The following is a 14961-nucleotide window of genomic DNA, read 5'->3' on the forward strand; positions in this document are numbered from 1 at the left end:
ATGTTATCCACATCACTTTTTTCAACATGTGTCTTGACCAAAAGAGCCCGTTAGGTTTTGATTGGCCTCATTAACTTTCGAAACGAAACTTACCATCAAAATGTCGAAACGAAATACGCCACAACGCCGACACAACATCCTCGCTTTGCTCAATGAAAAGGGCGAGGTGAGCGTGGATGAGCTGGCCAAGCGTTTCGAAACTTCCGAAGTCACGATCCGCAAGGATTTGGCGGCGCTCGAAAGCAACGGTCTGCTGCTGCGTCGTTACGGCGGCGCGGTGACCATGCCGCAAGAGCTGATTGCCGATCAGACCCAACCCGTCTCCCTGTATAAGCAGGCCATCGCCCGTGCTGCGGTAGCGCGGATCCGTGAACATGCGCGGATCATCATCGACAGCGGCAGCACGACCGCGGCGATGATCCCCGAGCTGGGTCTCCAGCCCGGCCTCGTGGTGATGACCAACTCCCTTAATGTGGCCCGTGCGCTGAGCGAACTCGAGCATGAACCGGTGCTGCTAATGACCGGCGGCACCTGGGATCCGCACTCCGAATCCTTTCAGGGCCAGGTTGCCGAGCAGGTGCTGCGCTCCTACGATTTCGACCAGTTGTTCATCGGTGCCGACGGCATCGATCTTGTCCGTGGCACCACCACGTTCAATGAGTTGCTGGGTCTGAGCCGTGTGATGGCCGAGGTTGCCCGGGAAGTGATCGTGATGGTCGAGTCGGACAAGGTTGGGCGCAAGATTCCCAACCTCGAGCTGCCGTGGAGCGGTGTGAACACCCTTATTACTGATGAGCGCCTGCCTGATGAGGCACGCGAACAGATTGAAGCCCGCGGCATAAACGTGATTTGTGCCGCTATCAGCCAGGAGCATTAATTTATGTGTGGAATTGTTGGCGCCGTCGCCGAACGTAATATCACCGCCATTCTGATTGAAGGCCTGAAACGTCTTGAGTACCGCGGCTATGACAGCGCAGGTCTTGCCGTCTTCACCCAGCAAGGGGCTCTGGAACGCCGCCGCCGTATCGGCAAGGTCAGCGAATTGCAGGCGGCCGTCGCCGCCGAGCCGCTGATTGGCCAACTGGGTATCGCCCACACCCGCTGGGCAACCCATGGTGCGCCGACCGAGCACAACGCCCACCCGCATTTCTCCGGGCATGAGCTGGCCGTGGTGCACAACGGCATCATCGAGAACCACGAAGCCCTGCGCGAGCAACTCAAAGCGCTGGGTTACGTATTCAGTTCCGAAACCGACACTGAAGTGATCGTGCACCTGCTGCACCACACCCTGAAAACCATCCCCGACCTGGCCGATGCGCTCAAGGCCACGGTCAAGCAGTTGCACGGTGCCTATGGCCTGGCGGTAATCAGCGCGAAACAGCCGGACCGTCTGCTGGCCGCCCGTAGTGGCAGCCCGCTGGTAATCGGCCTGGGCCTCGGCGAAAACTTCCTGGCGTCTGACCAACTGGCGCTGCGTCAGGTCACCGACCGTTTCATGTACCTGGAAGAGGGCGATATCGCCGAAATCCGCCGCGACCAAATAAGCATCTGGGACGCCAGCGGCGCGCCAGTGCAGCGTGAAACCGTGCAATACCACGAAGGTGCGGAAGCCGCGGACAAGGGCGAGTACCGCCACTTCATGCTCAAGGAAATCCATGAGCAGCCGGCCGTAGTCCAACGCGCGCTGGAAGGCCGGCTGGGTAGCGACCATGTGCTGGTTCAGGCGTTTGGTCCGAAAGCCGCCGAGTTGTTCGCCAAGGTGCGCAACGTGCAAATCGTCGCCTGCGGCACCAGCTATCACGCCGGCATGGTCGCCCGTTACTGGCTGGAAGAGCTGGCGGGGATTCCGTGTCAGGTCGAAGTGGCCAGCGAGTTCCGTTACCGCAAGGTCGTGGTGCAACCGGACACCCTGTTCGTATCGATTTCCCAGTCGGGCGAGACTGCCGACACCCTGGCTGCCTTGCGGAACGCCAAGGAGCTGGGTTTCCTCGGCAGCCTGGCAATCTGCAACGTCGGCATCAGTTCCCTGGTGAGGGAGTCGGACCTGACCCTGCTGACCATGGCCGGCCCGGAAATTGGCGTTGCTTCCACCAAGGCGTTCACCACCCAACTGGTTTCGCTGATGCTGCTGACCCTGTCCCTGGGCCAGGTGCGTGGCACTCTGGCAGCGGGTGTAGAGGCCGAACTGGTCGAGCAATTGCGTCGCCTGCCGGTGCGCCTGGGCGAGGCCCTGGCGATGGACGCCACTGTAGAGAAAATCTCCGAGCTGTTCGCCGACAAGCACCACACCCTGTTCCTCGGTCGTGGCGCGCAATTCCCGGTGGCGATGGAAGGAGCGCTCAAGCTCAAGGAGATTTCCTACATCCACGCCGAAGCCTATCCGGCCGGTGAGCTCAAGCACGGTCCGTTGGCCCTTGTGGATAACGACATGCCAGTCGTTACCGTGGCGCCTAACAACGAACTGTTGGAGAAGCTCAAGTCCAACCTGCAGGAAGTGCGCGCCCGTGGTGGTCAGTTGGTCGTGTTCGCTGACGAGCAGGCCGGCATGAGCAATGGCGAAGGCACCCACGTCATCGCCATGCCGCACATCGCCGATGCGCTGGCGCCGATCCTCTACACCATCCCACTGCAGTTGCTGTCGTACTACGTCGCCGTGCTCAAGGGCACCGACGTCGACCAGCCGCGCAACCTGGCCAAGTCGGTTACGGTTGAGTAAGCGGTAGCGCACGTAAAATCAGGCAAGGGAGCGTCTTTCGTACGCTCCCTTCGCTTTTTTCCTCGCTGTAAATTCCCCGCCTCAGCCATTGTCAACGCCCCTGGTATCAAAAGGCGCTCGCCAACCCTGGCAAGGTTTCCCGCACCGGCGCGTACCTGTGGGGTAATGAAGCGTTGATTTGCACTGTACGCACGATTCACGGCCCCTCCGGGGAAGTGGTCGGGGTGATGGGAACCGACGTGTCGCTGGCACAACTGGCCGGGTTCATTGGCAAATCCAAGCTCGGCGAAAGCGGCTACCTGATGCTGATCGAGGACACAGGCGCTGCGTTCGCCAACCTGATCGTCAACCCGATCAAGGGCGTGGCCGGCAGCCTTGAGGACATCGCTCAGGGTGAGGGCGATCTGACGCGCTCGCTGCAGGTGAAGGGCAACGACGAAACCGCCGCGCTGGCTGGCTGGTTCAACCAGTTTGTCGAGCGTATCCGCGCGCTGGTGCAGCGCATCGGCAATGCGTCCGCCGATCTGCAAAGGGCCTCGGAAACCAACAGCCGGGTCGCTTCGAACATGGGCGATGCCACTGGGCGCCAGCGTCAGGCGGTCGAACTGGTGTCGACCGCGTTCAACGAGATGGTGGCCACGGCCAACGAAGTGGCGAGGTCGTGTAGCAATGCCGCGTCGTCCGCCGATGCCGGTCAGCGTCAGGTAAACGTCGGCCAGCAGCAGATCGAGCAGGCGACCAGCAGCGTTGCCCGCCTGAGCGAAAACCTGCAGCAGTCCACCGAGGCGATGCAGGAACTCGAACGCGAGAGCCAGGACATCAACACCATCCTCGGCATCATTCGCTCTATCGCCGAACAGACCAACCTGCTGGCGCTCAACGCAGCCATCGAGGCGGCCCGGGCGGGCGTTTGGTATCGCGGTTCAGGACCTGAGACCTCATCGCTGGCAAGCCGGGTGTCCCCGCTTGCCAGCGATGAGCGTGTTCAGATTTGCATTGCCATGCCGTCAACGTTCATAGCTGCCTGGCGCAGGGCTTCCGAACGCGTCGGATGCGGATGACAAATCAGTGCGATGTCTTCCGCCGAGGCGGCGAACTCCATGGCCACGCAGTACTCGCCGATCATCTCGCTGACGCTCGGACCCACCAGGTGCACGCCCAGGACTTGATCGGTCTCGGCGTCGGCGATGACCTTGGCGAAACCTTCGGTCTCGTGGTTGATCTTCGCCCGGCTGTTGGCCATGAACGGGAATTTTCCGACTTTGTAGGCACGGCCTTCCGCCTTGAGCTGCTCTTCGGTCTTACCGACAGTGGCCAGCTCCGGCTTGGTGTAGATCACGCCCGGGATCAGGCCGTAGTTCACTTCGTGCGGCTTGCCGTGGATGCGCTCGATGCAGGCGATGGCTTCGTCTTCGGCCTTGTGCGCCAGCATCGGGCCGGAGGTGACGTCGCCGATGACCCAGACGCCCGGCACGCTGGTGCGATGGCCCTGGTTCTCCAGCATGCCGCGCTTGTCGGTGTTCAAGCCGACGCTTTCCAGGCCCAGGCCTTCGGTGTATGGACGGCGACCGATGGCCACCAACACGTAGTCGGCTTGCAGGGTCTGGGCTTCGCCGCCGGCGGCCGGCTCCAGGGTCAGGCTGACGCCATCGGCCGACGGGGTGGCCTGGGTGACTTTGCTACCGAGCTTGAAGGCCATGCCTTGCTTGGCCAGGGAGCGTTGCAGGGTCTTGGCGGTTTCTTCATCGATGCCGGGGCAGATCCGGTCGAGGTATTCGATCACGGTCACTTCGCTGCCCAGCCGGCGCCACACCGAACCCAGTTCCAGGCCGATCACGCCAGCACCGATCACCACGAGGTGCTTGGGCACTTGCGGCAGCGACAAGGCGCCGGTGGAGTCGATGATGCGCTGGTTGTCGATGGTCACGCCGGGCAGGGGAGTGGGCTCGGAGCCGGTGGCGATGACGATGTCCTTGGCGGTGTAGTCGCTGACGTTCCCCTGATCATCGGTGACCTTTACCTTGCCGGCGCCATCCAGGCGACCCCAGCCCTTGATCCAGTCCACCTTGTTCTTGCGAAAGAGAAACTCGATGCCTTTGGTCAGGCCGGTCACGCTCTCTTCCTTCTGCTTCATCATTTGCGCGAGGTTCAGGCTCGGCTTGACCTCGATACCGAGGTGAGCGAACTCGGCGCCGCTGGCCGCTTCATAGAGTTCCGATGCATGCAGCAGTGCCTTGGAGGGCATGCAGCCGACGTTGAGGCAGGTGCCGCCGAGCGTCGAGCGGCCCTCGATACAGGCGACGCTCAGGCCCAGTTGCCCGGCGCGAATGGCGGCGTTGTAACCGCCGGGGCCGCCGCCGATGATGAGGACGTCGTAGCTTTTCATTGTTGTGCTCCCGGATGAAGTATCGAAAGTGGCGCCAAGGTTAGTCGCTCGAACGATAAGTTGTATACAATTTATGGCTTGTTTTTACACAAAGATAATTCCGCTGAACAGTTTCGATAGCGTCAGACTATGGTCCTAATAGCCTGAAAGATCTTACATATGAACTACCCTTTTCCCATGACGTCCTACGAAAACATGGGAGGGTTCACTTCATGCTCGTGCAACTTCCGCCAGCGCTGCAAAGCTTGCATTTGCCGCTTCGTCTACGGCTCTGGGATGGCCATGAGTTCGATCTAGGTCCTCAGCCGCAGGTCACCATTCTGGTCAAGGATCCGACGCTGATGAGTCAGCTCACCCATCCGGGCCTGGATGAACTGGGTACGGCGTTCGTCGAAGGCAAGCTGGAACTGGAAGGAACCATCAGTGAGGTCATCCGGGTCTGCGATGAACTCAGTGAGGCGTTGCTCAAGGATGAAGAAGACGACGTGCCCGTACGCGTCGAGCACGACAAGGCGACCGATGCTTCCGCCATCTCCTACCACTACGACCTGTCCAATGCCTTCTACCAGCTCTGGCTGGACCCGGACATGGCTTACTCCTGCGCCTATTTCAAGACCGCCGACGACACCCTGGAACAGGCTCAACAGAACAAGTTCGAGCACCTGTGCCGCAAGCTGCGACTTACACAGGGCGATTACCTGCTGGACGTCGGATGTGGCTGGGGCGGGCTGGCGCGTTTCGCTGCGCGGGAGTTCGGTGCCAAGGTGTTTGGCATCACCCTGAGCAAGGAGCAGTTGAAGCTGGGTCGCGAGCGGGTCAAGGCCGAAGGGTTGCAGAAGCAGGTTGAGCTACAGATCCTCGACTATCGCGACCTGCCCCAGGATGGTCGTTTCGACAAGGTGGTCAGCGTCGGCATGTTCGAACATGTCGGCCATGCCAATCTGGACCTGTATTGCCAGCGCCTTTTCGGCGCGGTGCGTGAAGGTGGGTTGGTGATGAACCACGGGATCACCGCGAAGCACCTGGACGGTCGTCCGGTGGGCCGCGGGGCCGGAACCTTCATCGAGCGCTACGTGTTTCCCCATGGGGAGTTGCCGCACGTGTCGATGATCAGCGGCTCCATCAGTGAGGCCGGGCTGGAAGTGGTGGACGTGGAAAGCCTGCGGTTGCACTACGCGCGCACGCTGAAATTCTGGAGCGACAACCTTGAAGCCCGGCTCGATGAAGCGTCCGCCATGGTTCCGGAAAAAGCCTTGCGCATCTGGCGGCTTTATCTGGCGGGCTGTTCCTACGCGTTTACCCGCGGCTGGATCAATCTGCATCAGATCCTAGCGGTCAAACCCAGAGCGGACGGCAGTCACGACCTGCCGCTGACCCGCGCTGATCTCTACCGCTGAGCGCCACTCGCTAAAGGATCGGAGATATCAGCCGCGCGATACGCATCCCCAGTTGTTGCAGGCGGTGCGTATCGCGGCTGTCTTCCGGGGTGATTTCCCGGGCCTGGTCGAAGTCGTTCACCAGCATCTGCTCCACCGTGGTAGCGAACTCCGCGTCGATCGTCACCAGCATGATTTCGAAATTCAGGCGGAAGGACCGGTTGTCCAGGTTGGCGCTGCCAATCGCGGCGACGTCGTTATCCACAAGCACCACTTTCTGATGCAGAAACCCCGGCTCATACCGGAACATCCGCACGCCCGCGCGCACCGCTTCGAAGGCGAACAGGCTGGAGGCGGCGTAGACGATGCGGTGGTCGGGGCGGGATGGGATCAGAATGCGCACGTCCACTCCACGCAGGACCGCCAGGCGCAACGCGGCGAACACCGCTTCATCAGGAATGAAATAGGGACTGGTTATCCACACCCGCTCTTGTGCCGCGTGGATGGCATCGAGGAAAAACAGTGAGCAGGTTTCTTGTGGATCAGCCGGACCGCTGGCCAGGACCTGACAGAGCATGCCGTTTTCCGGGTAGGTATCCGGCAGGATCAATGGCGGCAATTTGCGCGCGGCCCAGAACCAGTCTTCGGCGAAGGACTCCTGTAAACAGGCCAGCACCGGACCACCCACCTGAACATGAGTGTCGCGCCAGGGGGATAACCGAGGGTTGCCGCCGAGGTATTCATCGCCGACGTTGTGTCCGCCGACAAAGCCCGTTACACCGTCCACCACCACGATCTTGCGGTGATTGCGGAAGTTCACTTGGAAGCGGTTGAACCAGCCGCGACGAGTAGCAAAGGCCCTGATATCGACGCCGCCTTCGCGCAGGACCTGACTGTAACGGGTGGGTAGGGCGTGACTGCCTACGCTGTCGTACAGCACATAGATCTTCACGCCCTCGGCTGCTTTCTTCAGTAGCAGTGCCTGAAGCTGACGGCCCAGGTCATCGTCGTGAATGATGAAGAACTGTACCAGCACTGTGTCGCGAGCCTGATCGATGGCATTGAAGATCGCTTTGAAGGTGGCCTGGCCATCGATCAGCAGTTTCAACGTATTGTTTGCCAGGCACGGCATGCGACTGAGTCGGGGCAAGGCGCGCAGGCCGGCATAGGCAGGCGAGTTGCTGGCGGCCAAGGCTTCCTCGACCCAGGGGCGCCAGTTCAGGTCGGCCATGGCGATGTGCATTTCCTGGTTGGCCTGGCGACGGGCCTGGATGTAGGCGTCGAAGGTGCGGCTGCCGAAGATCAGGTAGGGAATCAGTGTCAGGTAGGGGATGAACAGCAGCGACATCGCCCAGGCAATCGCCCCCTGAGCGGTACGCACGGTGAACACCGCATGCACGGCGGCGATCATGCCCAGCAGATGAATTGCGCCAATGAGGTAACCGAAGAACTGGGGGCTGTGGTAGTCCATGTACGTCCTGCCGTCCGCAATCAGGGTCCTAACAGAGCATGTTCCTGATGTGTCTTGCAACCCGGTGGGCAATTTGTCGTCTAATCCGTAGTCCGGCACGGGGCCGGAGTTTTCGGGGAGTCATTAGATGAACATTCGCATGTCGATGCTGGCGCTGCTGGTTGGCCTGTCGAGTCCTCTGGTTCAGGCGCAGATGCTGCAACCGGGTTTGTGGGAGCTGACCACCAGCAACATGCAGGTCGATGGCAAGGCGCTGCCTGACATGGACTTCATGCTTGGGCAATTGAAGAACCTCCCGCCGGAGCAACGGGCAATGATGGAAGGCGTGCTGGCCAAGCAAGGCGTCACGGTGGCGGGCAAGGGTGTGCGTTCATGTCTGACGCCAGAACAGGTGAAGACCGACAACATCCCCTTGCAGGACCCGCAGTCGGGTTGCACCCAGCGGATCACCGAACGCAATGGCAATGTCTGGAAGTTCGAGTTCAGTTGCCCCAAGGCGCAGGGCACCGGGCAGGCGCAGTTTCTCAGCGATCGTGAGTTCCTGACCAAGGTCCATGGCACCTTCAACGCAACCGGCGCGCAGCAGCAGGGCAGCATGGATACTCGCGCGGTGTGGCTGGGGGCCGACTGCGGAACGGTCAAGCCGCGTAGCTAAGGCTCGTTTCACCAGTTCCAGTGACTTTGGGCGACAGCGTCGTGGGCGTGTAGGCTCTCTGCATGTTCCACGCGCAACTGGAAGCCGGCTACTGAGGGCACCTGCTTCAGGGCCAGGTTCAGGCGGCGGGCAGCGTCTTCGCAGAACATCAGGTTCTGACCATTGGCCAAGGCGAAGGCTTGTTCGTCAGCTCGTTTGACGGCGGTTTGTACCGCGGTGCCCAAGGCAGCTTCCGCCTGATCAACCACTTCGAGAATTGGCAGCTCATCGCAGCTCTCTTTGAGCCGTACCCGCAACTTGGCTGTGCTGCGCTGGCTGTGGGGCGTCGCGACGATGCCCTGGGCGCTGCCGAGCCAGCTCAATACTTGTTCATGGGTCAGGTTGCGGTTGCCGAAGTCAGTGAGGAACTGCTGTTGAATCAACTGTCTGGCCAGCGCCGCCGAGCAGGGGCATGTTGAGGAATAGATCACCTCTGCATTTAGTTCCACGTGGAACATTTCATCTTCCAGCCACGCATCAATGACTATTGGATAGCGCTTGAAACCGGATTCCGAGCTGACCAACGCCGCGCGCTCGAGCAGTACGTCGAAGCGCAGGGTGAGTTGTGCGCGCGTGGACAGGCCTTCATGGCTGTCGAGAAATTGCCTGAGCACGCGACGGATCAGCGGGACCGACAGCGGTTCATCCTTGAACACTGCGAGCGCTAGATACAGCCGAGACATGTGGATGCCGCGTGATGTGCCATCGCTCAGGTTCACGCCCGCGTCTGCGGTCCCTTGAAGGATTTGCTGATCCAGACGCAATGGAAGCGCGATGCCGCACATGCCAACCCATTCCAGCGGCAGGGATTGCTGGCTGGCTTGTGCGGCAATATCAGGAAGGGTCAGGGCGTTCATAGTGCGAGCCGTTGGTGAAGAGATTGCAATAAGTTACATTATAACAATTCGAATGCCAGCACTTTTTCACTCGCCTCACTGGCAACCGCTGAGTCGGTTGCAACGCAGGTTGAAACGCTGGCCGCTGGAACTGGAAACCCGGTTGAGGGTGGTCCAGCCCACTCGTCGGCTGTATCCGACCCAGGCTTCGCCGTCGCTGGCGATGCCGGTAAAGAAGGTCAATTGGCCATAGCGGCTGTTGGTCTGGGCCCAGCGGCGCTCGCTCAGAGCGTCGTAGCCGCGCAAGTAGGTTGTCGCGCCTTGGGTCTGCACGCTGTAGTAACCGCCCTGACGATCAGCGCAGGCCAGCAGATTGGCGCTGCGGTTGCAGGTTGCCGGTTCGCTGCGGGGCATGGCTTGGGTGCTGCTGGCGATACAGAGCAAGGTTATCCACAGCAGGTTTTTCCGTGACGTCATGAGACCCTCTCGCTTTGGACGTGGACAGGTGGTTGATGAAAGTGCATTGTTATAATGTAACAATAAACCAATGCATCGTTCGAATGCACTCTGCCGCCCTGATGAGGAACCGCGCCATGCCCGATCGTCTTCCCGTAACCGTGCTCTCCGGCTTTCTTGGTGCCGGCAAGAGCACGGTGCTCAACCATGTGCTGCGTAACCGCGACAACCTGCGGGTCGCGGTGATCGTAAACGACATGAGCGTGATCAATATCGATGCCACCGAAGTGCAGCGCAACGTCAGCCTCAACCGCACCGAAGAGAAACTGGTGGAGATGAGCAACGGCTGCATCTGCTGCACCTTGCGCGAAGACTTGCTGGAAGAAGTCAGCCGCCTGGCCGCAGAAGGCCGTTTCGACTATCTGCTGATCGAGTCCACGGGGATCGCCGAACCGCTGCCGGTCGCGGAAACTTTCACCTTCCGCGACGACCAGGGCCGCAGCCTTGCCGAGATGGCGCGGCTCGACACCATGGTCACCGTGGTCGACGGTTTGAATTTCCTGCGTGACTATCAGGCGGCCGAGAGCTTGGCGAGTCGCGGCGAAACCTTGGGTGACGACGACGAGCGCTCCATCAGCGATCTGCTGATCGACCAAGTGGAGTTCGCTGACGTGATTCTCCTGAGCAAGATTGACCTGATCAGCAGCCACGAGCGTGAAGAACTGAGCGCGATCCTGCGCCGCCTCAATGCTCACGCGCGAATCGTGCCGATGCTGATGGGGCAGGTTGATCTGAAAGAGATCCTCGACACCGGCCTATTCGACTTCGACCGCGCTTCCAGCGCTCCGGGCTGGCTCCAGGAGCTGCGTGGCGAACACGTCCCGGAAACCGAGGAATACGGTATCGCCGCCAGCGTCTGGCAAGCCCGGCGTCCGCTGCATCCGCAACGGTTTTTCGACTTTATCCACAGGTCCTGGAGCAATGGCCGCCTGCTGCGTTCCAAGGGCTTCTTCTGGCTGGCCAGCAAATACCAGGAAGCGGGAAGCTGGTCGCAGGCTGGCGGCATGATGCGTCATGGTTTTGCCGGGCGCTGGTGGCGTTTTGTCCCGAAAGCCCAATGGCCACAGGACCCCGAGAGCACTTCGGCGATTCTTCAGCAATGGGACCCGGAATCCGGCGACTGCCGTCAGGAACTGGTGTTCATCGGTCAGCACATCGATGTGCCGCGCCTGCATGCCGAACTCGACGCCTGCCTGCTCAGCAACGCTGAAATGGCCCTCGGTGCAAGTCGCTGGCGCCAGCTGCCGGATCCGTTTGGCGCCTGGCATGAAGAGGAGGTGGCCTGATGCAAGTGGCCGAAGCACTGGCGTCCGTGCGCCAGGTATTTGGAGAGACGCCGATGGCGCTGACCGAGGCCCTGCTCGACGGCGTCAATCTTGCGGTATGGCAGCGGCGCTTGCCGGCGCATATCAATGACTTCGCCGTGCTGTTGTTGTCGTTGAATGAGCCGTTGGCTGAATCCTTCACCTTGACGGTCGGCAAGGACGGCCAGATGCCACTGCTTGATGGCGTGGCCAGTGCTTACACAGATCTGGCCGGTCATGAAGGCTTCATCGCCGATCTGGCCTGGCTGATCGATGCCTATGCCTGCCTGCTCGGTGCCAAGAGCGTCGGTGTTCGTCTGCGTGCGCTGGAGCGGGCCATGTGCCCGCGGTTTCATGTCGATCATGTGCCGTTGCGTTTGATCACAACCTACGCCGGGCCGGCCAGTGAGTGGCTGGAGGAAGGCGCGGTAGATCGGCGGCGGCTGGCACAGGACGAGGTGGACAGCGCCGATATCCGGCAGCTGGCCTGTGGTGATGTGGCGCTGTTCAAGGGCGAGAAATGGCTGGGTAACGAAGGCGCTGGCGTGGTCCACCGTTCTCCGGCGCTGGCCAACGGCGAGCGACGTTTGATACTGACCCTTGACTGGCTGGCATGAGCGCGGAGCATAGTGCTGAAATTTCCCGCTGAAACGGCTCTCCATGCTGAAGAACATTCCCACCCATCTAATCGCCGGTCCGCTCGGGGCCGGGAAGACCAGCCTGATTCGTCACCTGCTCAGCCAGCGTCAGGCTGATGAACGCTGGGCCGTGCTGATCAACGAGTTTGGTCAGATCGGCCTGGATGCGGCGCTGCTCAGCACTGATGACGCGGGCGTGAGCATAGGCGAGGTGGCTGGCGGCTGTCTCTGCTGCGTGAACGGTGCGCCGTTTCAGGTTGGCCTGGCCCGGTTGCTGCGCAAGGCGCGGCCGGATCGCCTGTTTATCGAACCTTCCGGGTTGGGGCATCCGGCGCAATTGATGGCGCAACTTCGATTACCGCCGTGGCAGGGCGTGTTGGCGGTGCAGCCGGCAGTGCTGGTGCTCGATGCCGAAGCGCTGGCCGCCGGCGCTGAGCTACCGCAGGCGCAGGTACAGGCGTTGGCCGACGCTGGCTTGCTGGTACTGAACAAAGCATCGGTTGTGGGTGACAAAAGCCGCCTGTGGATAACCTCGAAACTGCCTTCAGTGCCGCTTTTCTGGACAGATCACGGGCAGGTGCCGCTCGATGAACTGCCATCTGGCCCGCTCTCGGCAGTGGATAACTCGATTGTGGATAACCTTTTGCCCAGCGGCCCGCCTCCAGTTACCGCGCTGTGGACGGATATTTCCCAGCCGCAATGCACTTATCAACAGCTCCCAGAGGGCTGGAGCATCGGCTGGCGATTTCATCCACAGCAAAAGCTTGAGAGGGCGCAATTGCAGCAGTTTGTGCAAAAGCTGGGCTGGCGTCGGGCCAAGATGGTGGTGCACGGTGCGCAAGGTTGGTGTTCAGCCAACGCCGTGGCGGGGCAGGCGCTGGAATGGCAGGAAAGTGCCTGGCGGCGGGATTCGCGGATTGAACTGATCTTCGATCAGGCACAGGAACCCGCGGCGCTAGCGCGGCAGATGCTCGCCTGCCGCCTGCCTGTGGATCACTGACGCCAGCGGCTGTGTTCCTGGCGCCATTGCTTCATTTCGATGACGTTGTCGCCATGCACGGGCGGTTTGATCTCGAAAGGATAGGGCGCCAGCTCGATCTGCACGCTGTGGGCGCCGAACTGGGTGACCGTTCCGGGATGTCGCTGTTCGCCGGTGACGGTGAATTCGAAGTTATACACACGCGCCAGCCGCTTGCGGCCGTTGGCGTCGCGTACGAAGGCGATCTTCTTCAGCGCGACGTTCCCGTCGAGCAGTTCCAGGTCAAGCTTTGCGCAGTGCTGCTTGACCCGCTCCAGCGCCTTTTCCCGCAATCCATGGTTGTGCCACAGCCACGCGCCCGCCGTGGCCAGCAACATCAGCACCAGGATGTTTTCGAGGGTAACCATCTACACATGCTCCAACGAGGTGTGCCCAGCTTAACTGCCGCCCCGGTCTGTCGTACAGGTGGCATTTGGCGCCATACTGCGCGCCTTGTTCGTCATTCAACCGTTTTGGACGCCCTGCATGAAACGTACGCCGCACCTGCTCGCCATCCAGTCTCACGTTGTGTTTGGCCACGCCGGCAACAGCGCCGCGGTCTTCCCGATGCAGCGGGTCGGGGTCAATGTCTGGCCGCTCAATACGGTGCAGTTCTCCAATCACACTCAGTATGGCCAGTGGACGGGAGAAGTGCTTGCTCCAGCTCAAATTCCCGCGTTGGTGGAAGGGATTAGCAATATCGGTGAGTTGGGCAATTGCGACGCAGTTCTATCCGGCTATCTGGGCAGTGCTGCGCAGGGCCGCGCGATCCTCAGCGCGGTAGCGCGAATCAAGGAAGCCAACCCGCGTGCGCTGTACCTTTGTGACCCGGTGATGGGCCATCCGGAGAAGGGCTGCATCGTCCCGGCCGAAGTCAGTGATTTTCTCCTGCGCGAGGCCGTGGCGGCCGCCGATGTGCTCTGCCCTAATCAGCTCGAGCTGGACAGCTTTGCCGGCCGATCCGCCGAATCGCTGGAAGACTGTGTGGGCATGGCCCGCGCACTGATGGCGCTCGGGCCGAAGGCGGTGCTGGTCAAGCACCTGTCCTACCCCGGCAAGCTCGCGGATGACTTCGAAATGTTGCTGGTAACCGAAGACGGTAGCTGGCATCTGCAACGCCCGCTGCTGGCGTTCCCGCGCCAGCCGGTCGGTGTGGGTGACCTGACGTCCGGCCTGTTCATCGCTCGGCTGTTGTTGGGCGATAACTGGGTGACGGCCTTTGAATTCACCGCTGCGGCAGTGCACGAAGTGCTGCTGGAAACCCAGGCCTGCGGCAGCTACGAGCTGGAAGTGGTGCGGGCCCAGGACCGCATCGTGCACCCACGGTTGCGTTTCGAGGCCCGGCGACTTTCGGTTTAGATCGAGTCGAGATCGACCTTGAGCTCCTGGTAACGCTTCTCCAGTTCCTGACGGATCAGACGGCGCTGCTTGCCCTGCAGGAAGCGTCGTTTTTCTTCGCTGGTTTGTGGCTGGCGTGGCGGCACGGCCACTGGCTTGCGGTCATCGTCCACCGCGACCATGGTGAAAAAGCAGCTATTGCTGTGGCGTACCGAGCGCTCGCGGATGTTCTCGGTCACCACCTTGATCCCGACCTCCATCGAGGTGTTCCCGGTGTAGTTGACCGAGGCCAGGAAGGTCACCAGCTCACCGACATGCACCGGCTCGCGGAACACCACCTGATCCACCGACAGGGTCACGACGTAACGACCGGCATAGCGGCTGGCGCAGGCGTAGGCCACTTCGTCGAGGTACTTGAGCAGGGTGCCGCCGTGGACATTGCCGGAGAAGTTGGCCATGTCGGGGGTCATCAGGACGGTCATCGATAGCTGGGCGTTTCCGGGTTCCATAATCTGCTCACGGTAAGGTTGCGCTGAGGCGGGGTGGCGCGGTTTGTCCATGCTTCTTTCCCCCTATGAATTGCCATCTTGAAAACGGGACGCTGACACCTCGCCTCTCGTCACGCGGTTCATGCCATTTGCGGTGATGGAAGTGCCGATCTGTTTCTG

At 61.0% G+C, this 14961-nt stretch carries 14 protein-coding genes and 1 pseudogene; 9 read left to right on the forward strand and 6 right to left on the reverse strand.

Annotated elements, in window-relative coordinates; all coding sequences use genetic code 11:
• Positions 1–100 precede the first annotated feature (100 nt).
• The 3 genes and pseudogenes from NTD88_RS25420 to NTD88_RS25430 all read left to right on the forward strand — a co-directional run.
• Positions 101–877, forward strand: a complete 777-nt coding sequence (locus tag NTD88_RS25420; RefSeq protein WP_095159132.1) for a DeoR/GlpR family DNA-binding transcription regulator — start codon at positions 101–103, stop codon at positions 875–877.
• 3 nt (positions 878–880) lie between these two features.
• Positions 881–2716 (forward strand): glutamine--fructose-6-phosphate transaminase (isomerizing), encoded by a 1836-nt coding sequence (glmS, locus tag NTD88_RS25425; protein WP_262156490.1) that lies wholly within the window; start codon positions 881–883, stop codon positions 2714–2716.
• A gap of 95 nt (positions 2717–2811) precedes the next feature.
• Positions 2812–3639 (forward strand): annotated as a pseudogene (locus NTD88_RS25430) (methyl-accepting chemotaxis protein); the annotation flags it as partial.
• A 62-nt stretch (positions 3640–3701) separates the two neighbouring features.
• Here the strand turns inward: NTD88_RS25430 and lpdA are convergent.
• Complete coding sequence (gene lpdA, locus NTD88_RS25435) at positions 3702–5102, reverse strand: dihydrolipoyl dehydrogenase (protein ID WP_262156491.1); 1401 nt, start codon at positions 5100–5102, stop codon at positions 3702–3704.
• A gap of 212 nt (positions 5103–5314) precedes the next feature.
• On the opposite strand from lpdA, the gene cfaB reads away from it, so the two are divergent.
• Complete coding sequence (gene cfaB / locus NTD88_RS25440; protein WP_262156492.1) at positions 5315–6499, forward strand: C17 cyclopropane fatty acid synthase CfaB; 1185 nt, start codon at positions 5315–5317, stop codon at positions 6497–6499.
• 10 nt (positions 6500–6509) lie between these two features.
• Here the strand turns inward: cfaB and cls are convergent, their stop codons facing one another.
• Positions 6510–7949 carry a cardiolipin synthase gene (gene cls / locus NTD88_RS25445; protein ID WP_262156493.1) on the reverse strand — a complete coding sequence of 480 codons (1440 nt, stop codon included), beginning with the start codon at positions 7947–7949 and terminating at the stop codon, positions 6510–6512.
• Between the two features lie 127 nt (positions 7950–8076).
• Between cls and NTD88_RS25450 the strand changes: the two genes are divergently transcribed.
• Entirely contained in the window at positions 8077–8604 is a 528-nt protein-coding gene (locus tag NTD88_RS25450; protein WP_095158883.1) for a DUF3617 domain-containing protein, read from the forward strand.
• A gap of 8 nt (positions 8605–8612) precedes the next feature.
• On the opposite strand, the gene folE2 is transcribed toward NTD88_RS25450, so the two are convergent.
• Complete coding sequence (gene folE2 / locus NTD88_RS25455) at positions 8613–9500, reverse strand: GTP cyclohydrolase FolE2 (RefSeq protein WP_262156494.1); 888 nt, start codon at positions 9498–9500, stop codon at positions 8613–8615.
• A gap of 75 nt (positions 9501–9575) precedes the next feature.
• Positions 9576–9956, reverse strand: coding sequence for a glutamine synthetase (locus NTD88_RS25460; RefSeq protein ID WP_262156495.1), 381 nt, complete (start codon positions 9954–9956; stop codon positions 9576–9578).
• A 116-nt stretch (positions 9957–10072) separates the two neighbouring features.
• On the opposite strand from NTD88_RS25460, the gene zigA reads away from it, so the two are divergent.
• From zigA to NTD88_RS25475, 3 genes are read left to right on the forward strand one after another with little or no spacing between them, the layout of a single operon-like run.
• Positions 10073–11281, forward strand: coding sequence for a zinc metallochaperone GTPase ZigA (zigA, locus tag NTD88_RS25465; protein WP_262156496.1), 1209 nt, complete (start codon positions 10073–10075; stop codon positions 11279–11281).
• Positions 11281–11916, forward strand: a complete 636-nt coding sequence (locus tag NTD88_RS25470) for a DUF1826 domain-containing protein (RefSeq protein ID WP_262156497.1) — start codon at positions 11281–11283, stop codon at positions 11914–11916. The genes zigA and NTD88_RS25470 overlap by 1 nt, the downstream gene beginning before the upstream one ends.
• Before the next feature lie 43 nt (positions 11917–11959).
• Entirely contained in the window at positions 11960–12937 is a 978-nt protein-coding gene (locus NTD88_RS25475; protein WP_262156498.1) for a CobW family GTP-binding protein, read from the forward strand.
• Here NTD88_RS25475 and NTD88_RS25480 read toward each other — a convergent pair.
• On the reverse strand, positions 12931–13323 hold the full coding sequence (locus NTD88_RS25480; protein ID WP_262156499.1) for a DUF3301 domain-containing protein: 393 nt from the start codon (positions 13321–13323) through the stop codon (positions 12931–12933). The genes NTD88_RS25475 and NTD88_RS25480 overlap by 7 nt on opposite strands.
• A 118-nt stretch (positions 13324–13441) precedes the next feature.
• Between NTD88_RS25480 and pdxY the strand changes: the two genes are divergently transcribed.
• Entirely contained in the window at positions 13442–14314 is an 873-nt protein-coding gene (gene pdxY / locus NTD88_RS25485; protein WP_095158890.1) for a pyridoxal kinase PdxY, read from the forward strand.
• On the opposite strand, the gene NTD88_RS25490 is transcribed toward pdxY, so the two are convergent.
• Positions 14311–14802, reverse strand: coding sequence for an acyl-CoA thioesterase (locus NTD88_RS25490; protein ID WP_095158891.1), 492 nt, complete (start codon positions 14800–14802; stop codon positions 14311–14313). The two genes, pdxY and NTD88_RS25490, sit on opposite strands and share 4 nt — an antisense overlap.
• Positions 14803–14961 lie beyond the last annotated feature (159 nt).

Origin of the sequence: Pseudomonas sp. 20P_3.2_Bac5 (assembly GCF_025466035.1) — a bacterium.
In the GTDB taxonomy this organism is placed as follows: domain Bacteria; phylum Pseudomonadota; class Gammaproteobacteria; order Pseudomonadales; family Pseudomonadaceae; genus Aquipseudomonas.

Excerpts from the sequence above, each read along its gene's own strand:
- NTD88_RS25420 (WP_095159132.1), top strand. The coding sequence starts at position 101 with ATGTCGAAACGAAATACGCCACAACGCCGACACAACATCCTCGCTTTG.
- glmS (WP_262156490.1), top strand. The coding sequence starts at position 881 with ATGTGTGGAATTGTTGGCGCCGTCGCCGAACGTAATATCACCGCCATT.
- lpdA (WP_262156491.1), bottom strand. The coding sequence starts at position 5,102 with ATGAAAAGCTACGACGTCCTCATCATCGGCGGCGGCCCCGGCGGTTAC.
- cfaB (WP_262156492.1), top strand. The coding sequence starts at position 5,315 with ATGCTCGTGCAACTTCCGCCAGCGCTGCAAAGCTTGCATTTGCCGCTT.
- cls (WP_262156493.1), bottom strand. The coding sequence starts at position 7,949 with ATGGACTACCACAGCCCCCAGTTCTTCGGTTACCTCATTGGCGCAATT.
- NTD88_RS25450 (WP_095158883.1), top strand. The coding sequence starts at position 8,077 with ATGAACATTCGCATGTCGATGCTGGCGCTGCTGGTTGGCCTGTCGAGT.
- folE2 (WP_262156494.1), bottom strand. The coding sequence starts at position 9,500 with ATGAACGCCCTGACCCTTCCTGATATTGCCGCACAAGCCAGCCAGCAA.
- NTD88_RS25460 (WP_262156495.1), bottom strand. The coding sequence starts at position 9,956 with ATGACGTCACGGAAAAACCTGCTGTGGATAACCTTGCTCTGTATCGCC.
- zigA (WP_262156496.1), top strand. The coding sequence starts at position 10,073 with ATGCCCGATCGTCTTCCCGTAACCGTGCTCTCCGGCTTTCTTGGTGCC.
- NTD88_RS25470 (WP_262156497.1), top strand. The coding sequence starts at position 11,281 with ATGCAAGTGGCCGAAGCACTGGCGTCCGTGCGCCAGGTATTTGGAGAG.
- NTD88_RS25475 (WP_262156498.1), top strand. The coding sequence starts at position 11,960 with ATGCTGAAGAACATTCCCACCCATCTAATCGCCGGTCCGCTCGGGGCC.
- NTD88_RS25480 (WP_262156499.1), bottom strand. The coding sequence starts at position 13,323 with ATGGTTACCCTCGAAAACATCCTGGTGCTGATGTTGCTGGCCACGGCG.
- pdxY (WP_095158890.1), top strand. The coding sequence starts at position 13,442 with ATGAAACGTACGCCGCACCTGCTCGCCATCCAGTCTCACGTTGTGTTT.
- NTD88_RS25490 (WP_095158891.1), bottom strand. The coding sequence starts at position 14,802 with ATGGAACCCGGAAACGCCCAGCTATCGATGACCGTCCTGATGACCCCC.